Source organism: Brevibacillus brevis (assembly GCF_001039275.2).
Lineage (GTDB): Bacteria > Bacillota > Bacilli > Brevibacillales > Brevibacillaceae > Brevibacillus > Brevibacillus brevis_C.
Genome location: NZ_CP030117.1, coordinates 3,262,807 through 3,277,503 on the forward strand (window position 1 = coordinate 3,262,807; position 14,697 = coordinate 3,277,503).

Below are 14,697 nucleotides of genomic sequence, written 5' to 3' on the forward strand. Positions count from 1 at the left end.
ATGATCGTTAGCTTCGCATGGTTCTTAGTCTTTTCCGCAGTTCTGCTCTTTTTTGTCCAGTTTCAACGCTTGATCTGTTTACAGTATTTTCGTTGATGTGATTCGCCAGTTTTTCAATCGTCGTATATTGGAAAAGGTCCACAATCGACATCTCATGTGACAGTTCCGCTTTGATCATCTCTTGTAATTGAACGATTAGTAAAGAATTTCCGCCAATATCAAAGAAGTTTTCATGAATCCCGATTTTTTGGGAACCAAGCAGCTGTCTCCATATCTCCACCAGCTTTTTATCGACTTCATCTCGAGCATCCGAAGGAGCTGGGCTGACATCCGTATTTTGGCAATACAGCGCCATTGATTTCCAGTCCATCTTGCCGTTCGGGGTCAATAAAAAATGATCCACATGGAAAAATTGTGCGGGAATCATGTATTCAGGCAGTTTCTTTCTCGCGTATTCCTTTAATTGCCCCATCGGTAGAGGCTTCTCAGCCGTATAGTAGCAAACAATTTTGCTCGTTTCGCCGTCTTTTAAGGTCGTCACGGCAATTTGTTGGAGAGCCGCTATGTCCTTGAGTGCAAGCTCGATCTCACCGAGCTCAATTCGATAACCCCTTACTTTTACCAACTGATCTCTTCTGCCAATAAATTCGATGTTGCCATCTGCCAAGTATCTACCCAGATCACCTGTCTTATAGCAAAGTTGGCCGTTGGCTTGCGGGATAAATGCTTGTCTTGTTTTTTCTTCATCCCGGAAGTAGCCCTTTGTCACATTTAGACCAGCTATGTAGATTTCGCCGATCACACCAGGTGGGCAAAGGTTGTCATATGGATCCAAGATGAAGATTTGATTATTGGCGATCGGTTTGCCAATAAGTACGGCACCATATGGAGAGCCCGTTCCTGGCTCCACCTTGTAACTGGAAATCCAGATCGTCGTCTCTGTCGGTCCATACATGTTGTGGATTTCAGCACGCGGAAAAATTTCCTGTACCTGTTTAGCCAATGTAGAGCTCCACGCTTCTCCACCCAGCATCAAGTATCTGAGTTGATGAAAAACGGAAAGATGATTGTACTGCTCTTTGTTGTATGTCAGAAAAGTGGAAAGCTGCACCATTAAGCTCGGGACAGAATGCCAGATTGAAACCTGGTTGGCCTCCATATATGCGAGTAATCGGTCCATATCCTTCATACTGTCTTGGGAAACGATGCAAAGTCGACCCCCACTCAGTAATGCGCCGAATATTTCAAAGACGGATATATCAAAACTGATGGAAGTGACCAGCATGAAGACATCATCTGTTCTCAATTGAAATTGCTCGATGCCCCAGGCAAGAAAATTATGAACGTTGGAATGGGTAACCAGTACGCCTTTTGGCTTGCCGGTTGAGCCAGAGGTGTACATGATATACATCCAATCAGATTCATGGCTTTCAGTCGGTGGATTTAGGATGGACAGTTCCTGCTCCCAATCAACAAGATAAGTCTGGTTCACAGCACTTCGCTCAATGGTCGTGCTCAGATTGATGATATCAATCTGTTGGTCCAGTTCGATCCGACCTACCTTCTCCATCAAGCTGTTTTCTGACAACAACAGCTTGGCTCCACTGTTTGCGAGAATATAACTGATTCTCTCTTCCGGATAACTCGGGTCGAGTGGCACATAAGCGCCTCCGGCTTTCAAAATCGCCAAGATGCCAACCACTGTTTGGAAGCCTCTGTCCACGAAAATACCAACCGGCACATTGGTACCGACACCTTTGTTCATCAGCAGCCAAGCGAGCTGGTTGGCCTTTTCGTTTAACGTTTTATACGTCATTTGCCGGTCTTCGAATACTAATGCGATGGCATTCGGTGTTTTTTGCGCCTGGACTTCAAATTGCTTGTGAATCGGCAGTTGATCTTGCCAGTCTACTTGACCACCGTGGAAATGGTGTAGCAGCTCGACTTGCTCTGAATCTGTCAGCAAAGTAATCTCTTTAATTGATATTTCAGGCCGTTCCACAACTTGTGCGAGAATATGTAGGAAAAAGTGTGCAAACTGCCGGATCGTGCTTTCAGAATACAAATCCGAATTGTACTCAAACGAAATCTCGATACGTTGATCGGTTTCTTTTGCGAGGCAGCTCAATTCAAATTGACTGATCCCGTCATTTTCCAAATGCAATTTATCAAAGAATTGGAACAGCACATTGTAGATGGGATTTCTGGATAAATCCCGCTCCGGATTTACCTTTTCAACCAGCAAATCAAATGGGTATTGTGCTTTGTCGATCGCTGACCAAATTTTTTGCTGCACGGTATTTTGTAACTGAGAAAAACTGGAGATCTCATGAAACGGAACACGAATACACAAGGTGTTGATAAAGATCCCTACTACCTCTTCCCATTTCTTTTGATTTCTTCCAGCAGCAGGCACACCGACAATAATGTCCTGGTCCTGAGACAGCTTGTGCAACAACAGGAAGTAGGCGCTTAGCAAGAAATTGTTATACGTAATCTGCTGATTCTCGACGTGTTTTTTGAGCTTTTTATAAAGCTCCCCGCTAATCTCGAATTTATGATAGCTGCCGTTGTATGTTTGGACGGACGGTCGTTTTTTGTCAGTGGGCAAATGCAAAGTCGGCAATGGCTTGGCCAGCTCTCTTAGCCAGTAATTTTCGTGCTCGACAAACTCCTTGCTGTTCTCCCATTCTTTTTGTTCCATGATCCAATCAAAGTAATCGTGCTTCGCTTCGGCCAGTCTTGGGGGTTGCTGATGCAAGAACGATTGGTAAATGCCGAATAGTTCCCGGTAAAAAATATCTATGCTCCAGCCGTCCGTTAAAATATGGTGGAAATTGACGTAGAGGCAAAACCTCTCCTTGCCAAGCTGGTAGAGATAGATGCGGTAAGGAGGAGATTCTAAATCGAACGGCTTCATTTTTTGGGTATAGATGTTTTTTTCCAGTAAAAGCTCTTGATCCGATTGTTCGGATAAGTCAATAACCTGGATAGTAGGGTGATACTCAGGTAGCGCTACCTGAACCGGAATTCCGTCTTGGAGTGTAAATCTTGTGCGCAATAACAGGTGCCTTGCAGCCAGGTACGAGACAGCCCGCTCTAAAAGCGCAACGTCAATCGCCATGTCGTAGGTGCGGATAAAGGGTAAGTTGTAGGCAACGAGATCAGGATTCATCTTTTGCAAAAACCATATTCGCCTTTGGGCATGCGACAGCGGCATGACGCTTTTTTCTATGGAGGCCTCCCTTCTAAGCTGAGTTCCCCCACCGCTCTTTTCCTGTTGCTTTTGTTGCACAAACTCGGCCAATGCCGGAATGGTCAAATACGTAAACACATCCTGAACCGTCAAGGTTACCTGGCACTCTTCATTGATCCGGTTGGCGATCTTGATGCCCATGATAGAGGTGCCACCTAAATCATAGAACTGATCGTGAATATCAATGGTTGGCAGCCGGAAGATGTTTCCCCAAATATGTGCAATCTGATTTTCGATATCGGTATAAGCGTCATTCGTTCTTCCCGTCATCTGTACTTTTATTTCAACTTCTGGCGACTTGATTCTCTCTCGAATCGATGGCGCTAATGCTATCGGCAACGAATTGTTCCAGAACATGTCATTGTCCGTGTTGATTTCCCCAACCACGACGTTGGACAGATTTTTTTGGATGACCTGCTCGAATGCTTTGATCGCTCGACGAGATGTGAGGGAGCGGAAAGCAACATCGAGGTTGGTACCTGCATTTTTCGCCATACCAGTATTCATCCAGGTTGTCCAATTGATGGTCATGATCCGTGTAGGCGAGCTCGATATCCCGGAAAAAGCATCCAAGTAGGAATTAGCCGCCACATAATCCCCTAAGTAAATTCCTCCGACCACAGATGCGATCGAAGAGAACAAAACGAGAAAATCGGGCGGATTCTCGAGGGTTAGCATATAGAGATTTTGAGTACCGCTGATTTTGGCCGAGACCCCAGCAGAAAAAGCTGTTCCATCCTTTTCAATCAGCATGCCGCTTCCCGGTAAGCCAGCTGCATGGATGATGCCGTCAATTTTGCCATGGATACGATAAATGTCGCGGATGACCGGGGCAATTTCGTCCAAGTTGGCTACATCAGCGCTGTATGTATATACCTCAGAACCATTTCGCTCCAAGCTTTTCAGATGGTGAAGTAGACTTCCTACTTGATCTTGCTGGCTGAACTCGTCCCACGATGCACGCTGGGGTAATTTTGTACGGCTGAGTAGGATCAGCTTTACTTTGTATTGCAGAGCAATATTCTTTGCAAGCTCCAGACCAATTCCCCCGGTGCCACCTGTAATGACATACACCCCTTGATCCTTGAAGCGAATGCCACCTTCATCTACTGCCGGTAAGTCCAATGGTGTGAGTTGGGGATGGTATCTGTCTCCCGAACGAAGCGCGATTTGATAATGCTCGGCATTTCCTAGTGCTTCTGACACGACATCGCTGACAAGTGTTCCCTCATCAAAGTCGATACACTTGCAATGAAGCCCGCTATACTCTTCCCGAATGACTTTTCCCAATCCGAATAGGGCTGCAAAATGCGGATGGACTGCTTGATCGACGGGGAGGACCCGCTGGGCGTTTTTTCCTAAAAGTACAATCTCGAGGGGGCTAAATTGATTTTTCACCAGTGCCTTTGCCAGATAAAACAGCGCATGCAGGCTGTCCCCAGCACTTTCGGAGACGGGTGCATTCCCGGCGGCAAAGACGACTTTGCTCAGTGCTAGCTGGCCTGTATCACGGATAAGCTGGTCAAAATCCGCTTCGGAAACGGTAAGACCATACTGCGAGGCGTTCACCCTGTTGTAGGCTGTCGTCAATCGGGCATGCACCATATGCATACTCCGCGAAGCGATAATATCGGCTAAATCGTTACCCCAATCGGTAGAATCCGTAATAACTAGCACATTTTCCTTCTTTTCCGCTTGTGAAGACAATGGGGCCAGTGGCACCCACTGAATGCTGTGATAAAGGGCATGATCTCCTGCTGATAACGCTTCGGTCGTATCCGCTTTGCCTGATTCTAACGGTAAGCGGACACTCGCTTTCTTGTCCACTACCGGCCAGACTTTGATTGGATCAAATGGATAAACAGGCAAGTTCAGCTTTTGCCGCTGCTCACGGTACAGGGTCTCCCAAGGGATCGACATTCCGTGAACGTATTGCTCTGCTAGCCTTTCAAGCGATGCTCTTGTCTGGAAATTCTCTCTTCCAATCTCTGTTAAATCTCCAATAGCAGAAAGGTTTGTACGAGAGCTGACTTCACGGTTGACTTCAGTTCCTACGTGAATATAGATTCCTTTTTCCTTCGCTAAGTCTTGTCTCGATAAATCTACTTGTAGCAATTGCTGCATCAGTTCGTCTCTTGAACTGAACACCAGCGCGACTCTGTTCTCATATTGGCCTCTGCCAGTGTTCGCTGTGTAGCAAAGGTCTTCAAGATCAATGGATTCATGTGCTTGCAAATAGGAATTGTAGGCTTTAATCAACGCATCGAGTGAGTTTAGGCTATTGGCTGAAATCGTTAAGAGATGAAAAGGCGGCAAAAGCTCCGTCTCTGGCCGGTCTAGTTCGGGAGCCTCTTCTAGAATGACGTGGCAATTGGTACCACTGAAACCAAAAGAGTTGACACCTGCTCGGAGCAAGCTATCTTCCCGCTTCCAGTCTCTCAGCTCGGTAACGATCTCGACTGCCGAGTTTTCGGGATCGACAAAAGGATTCGGAGACTGATAATGCAGGGTGGCAGGGATTTTCTTATGTTTGAGAGCAAGCGTGACCTTTATCAGCGATGCTAACCCTGAGGCCGCAACGGTATGTCCAATGTTTGTCTTGACTGACCCAATCCCGCAAACGTGCGTTTCCGACGTATATTTTCGAAAAGCATCGTTGATCGCCTGCAATTCAATGGAATCCCCCAATAAAGTACCTGTACCATGCGCTTCAATATAGGAGATGGACAACGGATCAATTTTCGCTTTTTCCCACGTACGGATAAACAATTGGGTCTCGGCTTCTGGATTGGGGGCCGTTAGTCCGTTGGAAGCGCCATCTGCATTGACGCCGCTTCCCTTGATCACCGCATAGATCGGGTCACGATCCTCCCTTGCCCTCCCTAACGGTTTGAGCATCAGAGCCGTCATTCCCTCGCTCCAAATCGTTCCGTCCGCATTTTTGTCAAACGCCTTCACTCTTCCGTCAGAAGTCTCCAAATCATTCAGCTTCCCGGTAACCTGTGGAATCACCATCATATTCACGCCACCGACCAGCGCCATTTCGCATTCCTTATTCGCCAATGCCGTGCATGCCTGGTGTAAGGCCACAAGGCCCGATGAGCATGCCGTATTGAGAACGAAAGCAGGCCCGCGTAAGTCTAGAAAATAAGAGATTCGATTGGACAAAAGTCCTACTAAGGAACCGACGAGGGAAGAAATATCCTCGTTTTGCAACAGGGAACGATAATGGGATTGATAGGCTGTCTCCAGTCCCACAAATACTCCCGTGTTGGAATGTTTCAGTTTGGCTCCCCCGTATCCTGCGTCCTCGATTGCATGATAGGCGGTCTCCAGAAAAAGTCGCTGATACGGTTCCATTGCCATCGCTTCTTTATGTCCGATATGGAAAAAAGGGTGATCGAATCGGGAAATTTGATCGAGGTAGCCAGCTTGATGATTGGAGCTCGCTAGCAACTCTTCCAATTCTGGAATAAAGCCAGATAAGTCCTGCAATCGTTCTTCTGGAAAATACCCTATGCTATTAACCCCTTGGACTAGATTGTCCCAAAACTGCTGGGGGTTGTTTGCTCCGGGGAAGCGGCAGGCCATTCCAATCACAGCAATATCCTGCTGATACTTTCGCTCTGGATTGCGATTCAGCTTTTCCAGAATGGAAAGTGCCATATCCTGATTGAGATGTCCAGATTTCAGTAGCTGCAAAATGCTGTCATTCATCTCTTTTCGGCTACTCATCTTCTTCTCCCCACTCTTTCTTGTCTAAGTAGTCCAATATATTCTCCATTGAAATATCACCCTTGATAAAGTCGGCAACCTTGTCCTGCAAAGGGATGTTCTCGCTCTGGACCTCGCCATTTTTCTGGGACGGTTCGTATTGACTCGGTTTGTTCTCGAGATATTCAGCCATTTTCGCAATGGAAGGATAGGCAAACAACGTTGCAATGTTGATACGGCCAGGGTACAACTGATCGATTTCTTTTACGAGACTTGTCGCCAGAATGGAGTTTCCTCCTGCCTCTTGAAAAGACTGGTACACATTCGCTTCCGGTATTCCCAATACTTTTTGCCAAATAGAGGCTAGTTGGGTCTCGATATCGCTGTATCTGTGATTATTTCTGCCTTTCAGCATGGGAACAATCTGCTGCTCTTCAATTGCCTCGAATGCAACAGGCTGTGTGACCATTCTCCTGATTCCTGGTGAGATGGTAAAAGGCAAGTGATAGCTGTGCGTGCGGAAATGCGCTTCGTTCATTTCACCGACGATGACGCGAGGGACCTTTCGCGCTAAAATTGAATCCAAAATGTCGATTGCTTGATCCGGATGGATGCCATGAAACGGAGAAGCCTCTTTCTTGATACGATATTTCGCCGCCATGCCAGTATCGTTCCATGCAGGCCAATTGATGGTTATGCTTCTTTGACCTTTGGCTTGCCTGTACTCACTAAAAACGTCCAAATAGGCATTGGCAGCCGTATAATCAGCCTGTCCGATCCCGCCCAACAGACTAGTGACAGATGAAAACATAACGAAAAAGTCGAGCTGATCTCTCTGAGTGTAACGGTCCAGCAACCAGGTACCGATGACTTTTGGATCTAGCACTTGCTTCATCTGTGCATGTTCTTTGTTGATCAGTAAACCTTCGCCTGCCACCCCGGCGCAGTGGAAAAGACCATGGATAGCTCCGTGCTGATGGCGGATAGTATCCAAAACATCTGCCAACTTGCTCTCATTGGCAATATCAACCGCATATACTTCTACACTGGACCCATTTTTCTCTATTCTGCGGATTATATCTATTTGGCTAGCCACTTTGGAATGGGACTGATCTCGGACAATGTCAGTCCATTGCTCTCGCGGAGGCAATACGTTTCTTCCGAGCAAGCATAAGTGAACCGATTTTTTCGTACTGAGATACTGAGCAACCTTCAGTCCAATATCGCCGAGTCCACCCGTAACCAGATAGACGCCGTTTTTCTTTATGGCTATGTCCTGGAGCTCTGTATTGCCCAGCATCTGTTCTTCCAAATGTTCGATGTACCGGACATTATGCCGATACGCCACCTGGAAGTCTTCTTTGTCTGCACAAATTTCTTTCCAGATAGTCGCTGGTGAAGTATCGCTATCGATATCGATGCATCGGCATTTCAACTGTGAATACTCCTGCGGTATTACTTTTGCCATTCCAAACAGTACAGCGTGATGGGGCTTCAGGATCGATTCATGCTTGGTCAGTGAGAAAGTATGGTCGCCAATGACATAAAGATTGATTTGCTGATTGTACGACTGGTTTAGCATTTCACATACAAAATGATAGAAGCTGTAAACTCCCTTGTTCTCTAGTGCATGTAAGTCTTCTGCACACTCAATATCCTCATCTACCACGCTCATGCAGTGGATAATGTTTCGGATGTTTCGGTTCATCAGCTCCTTCAGCAAGACTGGATAATCTTCTTTCGAGCCGATCTGGTAGTGATGATCACTGAATTTTTGAAAGGCTGGACCAGAACTAACCTCGATAAGATCGATTTTACGCTCTCTTATCTCTTGGAGCATTGACTGACTCCATTGCCCAGTTCCTCCCAAAAACAGCCAGGTTCCGTTGCTTTTGCCTACTTGCTTCAATGGCTCTTTGTCGTCGCGTATCCACCGTAAGTGATAATAGGTGTCCTTTTGCTTAGAGCTTTCTTGTTTCTGTGTCCCAATCCAATGACGAACCGAATCATACGAATAAGCTGGCAATTCGATGATTTGATGCTGCTCTCTCGGATAAAGGCTATGCCAGTTGATATCTGCCCCATCTGTGTACATCACGGCGATGTTTTGCAGGCTTTGAAGTGTGAAAGCAGAGTCATTTGCTAAATACTGCTGAATGGTTCTTTCCGCAATCGCGTTCCGTTTTAATTTTTCTTCCTCTAGCAACCCGTTTTCACACTGGTCATTTTGGTCTAGGATGACTTGGCTCACCTTGTAATAGATTCCTTCCTCTGCTCCGTTCGTATTTTCAAGCCCTTTCCCATCCAAGGATCTGCATTTTTCCCGGAGTTCGGCCTGGTGCTTAAAGAGGATGGCCACCCGGTGCTCATAGTGTCCACGAGTTGTGTTGGCTGTATAGCATAGATTTTGGGAATCGACTGCCTTCGTCGTGTTGAGATATTTGGTGTAGCGGCTGATCAGTGCACGTAAAGCTGATTTCGTTTTCGCCGATAAAGTCAGAAGGTTCCAGCCTTGATTGCCTACGTTCTCCACAGCAGAGGGAGGGGGTTCTTCCAACAGAATATGGCAATTCGTCCCACTAAACCCAAAGGAACTGATTCCACATCTGCGCGGTGTGCCTGATACGTTCCACTCCTGTAGCTTGTCATTGACAAAAATAGGAGAATCCGCAAATTCGATGAACGGATTCGGATGCTTAAAGTGTGCTACCGGGGGCAACTGCTTATATTTAAATGCCAGAATCATCTTTATGACGGAAGCCATCCCCGAGGCCCCCACCAAGTGACCGATGTTGGCTTTTACCGTGCCTACACCGCAAAATTGCTTTTTATTCGTAAATCTACGGAAGGCATTGGAAATACCCTTCATTTCAATCGGGTCACCCAATTTGGTTCCAGTGGCATGCGCTTCGATATACGAAATCGTTTCGGGATCGATATTGGCTGTCCTCCATGCCTCTACCAATGCTTTTTCCTGCGCGTCCGCATTTGGTGCAGTGATTCCGTTTGATGCTCCGTTATTATTCATGGCGGAGCCTTTGACAACAGCATGTATCACGTGCTTATCCTGTACAGCCTGATCCAAGCGCTTCAGCACGATGGTACCTACTCCTTCTCCCCACATGGTTCCGTTTGCTCCGGCATCAAAAGGACGAATTGTTTCGTCTGCAGAATCAATCAGGGGATTGTGCTGTGTAGGAAGATACGCCAATGAAACCCCCGCAACAATAGCCACATCAATTTGTCCCTGCTTCAACGCTTGCGTGGCCAAGCACATGGCGGCCAGACTGGAGGAGCATGCTGTATCTACAACCAAGCAGGGACCATTTAAATTCAGGAAGTACGCGATCCGACTTGCGAGAATGCCAGTCGATCCAGAAGTTACTTTCAATGGATGCTGAATGTCGATCATGTTGTTGTATTCATTGCGTCCGGTCGTATCCTTACCGATGTAAACACCCGTTTCGGTTCCAAAAAGATTTTTCCCGCCAAGACCGCTGTTCTCAATGGCCTCATACACATTCTCCAAAAGGAGGCGTTGTTCAGGGTCCATCAATTCTGCCTCTTTGGGAGCAATATGGAAAAAGCTTGAATCAAAGCTATCGATATTCTCCAGATAACCGCCTTGGCAGTATGCTTGGTCTTCGGTTAGATACTGATCCGTATCTTTTCTTCTGGAGGATGGAAACGGTCGTACAGCATTGATACCCGAAGTTAAATTTGTCCAAAATTGCTCTGCATTCTCTGCCTGTGGAAATTTACATGCATATCCGATAATCGCGTATTCGTCATTTTGTCCGGACTGTATAGACTGCCCCGTTGATAACGTATTCCATTCTGCCAATAATCTCTTTGTCTCATCCTTCGAGTACCTACTCTGCTTGTACCCTTCCAGGATGGATTCAATCGTTAGCTCAGTAGACTGCGGTGTCTTTTTGCTATCCAAGTAATTGGCCATTTCATAAATGGTTGGGTACATGTATATATCTGCTACATGAAGCGTGCCTGGGTATTTCTCGTTCCACTGTTTATACAGTTGTGCAGCGTGGATCGAATCACCCCCCAATTGATGGAAAGTGTCGAACAAGCTGATAGCGGTTAGCCCAAGAACCTCCGCCCATAATTGCGCCAACTCTTTTTGGGTCGCTGTATATCCGTCCTTCTCCTTGAGTGTCACAGATGTGGCAGTGATAACGCGTCCCGGTTTTGCAGTCTCCTTGAACAATTCTTGCTTCACTTCATCTGCCAAACGGAATGGCCATACGTGTTCGAGCTCCAACAGTTCATTGGCATGATTAAGTTTGCCGACGATTGTCCGGAACATTTGCCTGTGGAGAATATGATCGAGTGCTTGCAAGGCCTGATGGGTAGACAGAAAACGGAAAACGTGTCTCTCTTCTTGCATGGAAAGCTTGGAAGCAGTCGTTTCCCACGTAGCCCAGTTGATAGAGATGACTTTTTTCCCCTGTCGCTTGATAGCTTCCGCCAATCCGTCCAAAAAGGCATTCCCTGTGGCATAACTAAGGGAACCCCGTCCCCCCGTGACAGAAACTGCAGACGAAAAGAACATGGTAAAGCCTTTGTTCATCTCTTTCGTGAGCGTGTATAACAGCCAGCTTCCATACGTTTTCACGGCATGTCTTCGTTCAAATTCTTGCTCGCTCATACCAAAATCCTCTATGTCCCCAACTCCAACCCCCGCACAATGAATAATTCCATTAAGCTGCCCATGTGTCTCCTGAATGTTCTGAACCAAACGTTTCATTTCTGATTCGTTGCATATGTCCACACATTGATAGTCAAGCACGGACCCCAAAGCCTCAACGGCAAGTATCGCATTCATTTTATTCATCAAATCTTTGTCCGACTGTTCTCGAATAATGGTTGGCCATGCCTCTTTGTCCGGAAGCATTGTCCTTCCTAGTACGATCAGCTTTACTTTGTTTTTTTGGCTCAGATACTTGCAAACTTCTGTTCCTAGTTGGCCCAACCCACCGGTGATTAAGAAGACATCGCCTGCTCCGATTGTTGTTTCATCTTCTTGTGTGCCTGAGACATCTGCTTTTTGAATAACCTCGATATAACGGCGGCCTTGACGCAACGCCACCGAGTAACATGTGCTTTTTCGCTGAATTTCGGCTAATAGAAGATCCAACTCCAAGTTGTCAGAGCTGCAATCAATATTGCGTATATTCAGGCAGAAGTTCTCCTGGCGAATGGATTTCCCCAGTCCGACGAGCATATGGTGAAAAGGATTGCAGATCGCAACGGCCATCTGCACCGCTTGTGCATTCTGCGTGATTAAAGCAACATCTATTTCTTTTGTCAGCTTTCCAGTCATGTGCAGCGCTTTGGTAAAAAGCAGCAAAGACCCGGCTGTTTGATTCATGGACGATTGAAATTCTATCCACGACTCAGACAGATCATGGGTAGTCGGAGCGATAAAGAGAATCTGATCCAGTGACGAAATATCGAGCTGCGCGCAGAATCCAGATATATCCTCATACGTACGCGCAACTTTGAAGTGATCATGGGTCACTTGCAAAGAGTGTGTTCCTATCTCTACCATGATCAATCGCTTTGCTTGCAGTTTTTCAAATAAATGCGGGTGCCACTTGGCCGTATCCTTCTCATCGACAATCAGCAAAATCGTATTGTCATCCGTTTCCTGATGGAGGTCAGAGGTAGGAAGGGTTTCTTCCATCCAGACAGTCTTATAATAAAGGTCTTCTTCCATTTTCTTTGGCTTTGCTTCAACCGGCCAAAATTTTTGCCGCTCCAGTATATTTCCAGGTAGAGGCAGCTTATGACCTCCTCGATAAAGCTTTGTCCAGTCAATACTAGCACCCTTCATGTAAAGTTGTGCAACCTGTCCCCAGATCAGCTTTTCGTCCACATTCTTCTCGATCAGTTCCTTGATTGCTTCGTTTGCTTGTCTGTCTAAAAACTTTTTCTCACCTTCCCGGATTTCCCACGGCTCTACGGCCTGCTTATTGTCCGGCACTACCTCATGCCTCTGGTAGCCAATGTCAGGATTTTCACTCCATTCGGATACACGGTTTACTACTTTCATCCCGTTCAATTTCACCAAAAGATCTTGGTAGCTGTGGAAAATAATCGATACTCGGTGGGTGTAATGATTACGGGAAGTGCTTGCTGTAAAGCACAGATCGCTCAACTGTACGTTACGGTTTGCCAATAAAAACTGTTGGTACTCCTTGACCGACTCCAGCAGTTTCTGCTCACTACTTGCCGATAAAACCAGCATATAGCTGTCTTGCCCGTGGTAGCTTTGACGTACGAGTCTTTGTGGTTCCTCGATCAGAATATGGCAATTGGTCCCACTAAATCCAAACGAGTTAATCCCGATCCGAGTTGGATAATCCTTTTGCTCCAATTTTGTTCGCACATCATTGACGAATAAAGCTGAGTTTGCCAAGTCAATGTAAGGGCTGGGTGTTTGAAAATGAAGCGAAGGTGGGATTTCTCCATGTTTCAGCATCATTACCGCTTTGATCAGAGAGACAATCCCCGAAGCCCCAACCAAATGCCCAATGTTCGTTTTGACTGAGCCCACACCACAAAACTGTTTTTTGGTCGTAAAGGATTGAAAGGCATTCATAATGGATTGCAATTCGATGGAATCCCCTAACACGGTACCTGTCCCGTGGGCTTCAATGTACCGAATGGTCTCAGGATCGATCTGCGCTTGCTTCCACACGCTTTTTAGAAGCTCTTCCTGCGCCTCCCCATTTGGAGCCGTAATACCTTTGGAGAGTCCGTTGTTGTTGATCCCGCTGCCTTTTATGATCGCGTAAATCATGTCGTTGTCTGCGAGCGCCTTGGACAACGGCTTCAGAAGCAGCCCTCCGCCACCCTCGCCCCATACAGTGCCCTTTGCATCTTTGTCAAACGCACAAATCATTTCTTCGGCGGATTCAACTTGATCCAGTGATCCGTCCTCCTTGATTGGAGGAAAATAGAAAAGGCCGCTGATGCCGCCCACAAATGCCATCTCACATTCATTTCTACGCAAAGATTCGCAAGCAAAATGAACGCCTACCAACCCGGAAGAACACGACGTATCAAAGACAACGCTCGGTCCTTTCAGGTTATAGGCATACGAGATTCTGCTTGCTAATATCCCTGGCCACGAGCCGGTCAAGCTAAAAATATCCGGGCTCACATAATTGCGGTATTCAATCCCTGTGACATGATCTTTTCCGATAAATACGCCTGTCTTTGATCCTATGATATCCCGTGTCTCATAACCGGCATTGAGTAAGGTCTCATAGGCAAGTTCCAGCATGATTCGTTGATAAGGCTCCATGGACATAGCTTCCTTCGGTGATATGCGAAACATGTCTGCATCGAAGAAACTGATTTCATCCAAATAGCCGCCTTTTTTAAAGCGCTTGTGATCAAATCGCTGATCGGAAAATAGGGCCCGTCCATCTTCCAAGCGATGGACAGGAAAATCATCCAGGCATTCTCTTCCCGCGCGAATATTTTCCCAAAACTCCTGCACTGTATTCGCCTTAGGAAATCGTCCAGATATGCCGATAATCGCGACCTCATCGCTCAATGCTTCGTTCGCTTTTTGCAGGCTCACGATGTATTCCGTCGCTTCTTTGGCCGATAGTTTCTTGGCTGCAACCAGCTCGTAAATATACTTCTTCAATTTATCCATCATCTATCACCGCTTAGAGTTTTTTCGAACAATTGCC

Annotated in this window: 2 protein-coding genes; both read right to left on the reverse strand. The window is 46.4% G+C overall.

Going from position 1 to position 14,697, the window contains the following annotated elements:
• Positions 1-7 precede the first annotated feature (7 nt).
• Positions 8-6,991 carry a non-ribosomal peptide synthetase gene (locus AB432_RS15875; protein ID WP_048033106.1) on the reverse strand — a complete coding sequence of 2,328 codons (6,984 nt, stop codon included), beginning with the start codon at positions 6,989-6,991 and terminating at the stop codon, positions 8-10.
• Positions 6,984-14,663, reverse strand: coding sequence for an SDR family NAD(P)-dependent oxidoreductase (locus tag AB432_RS15880; protein WP_235617482.1), 7,680 nt, complete (start codon positions 14,661-14,663; stop codon positions 6,984-6,986). Before AB432_RS15880 ends, AB432_RS15875 begins: the two co-directional genes overlap by 8 nt.
• Positions 14,664-14,697 lie beyond the last annotated feature (34 nt).

What these genes read in the sequence shown, in the direction of transcription:
- AB432_RS15880 (WP_235617482.1), bottom strand. Translation starts at nt 14,663, where the DNA reads ATGATGGATAAATTGAAGAAGTATATTTACGAGCTGGTTGCAGCCAAG.
- AB432_RS15875 (WP_048033106.1), bottom strand. Translation starts at nt 6,991, where the DNA reads ATGAGTAGCCGAAAAGAGATGAATGACAGCATTTTGCAGCTACTGAAA.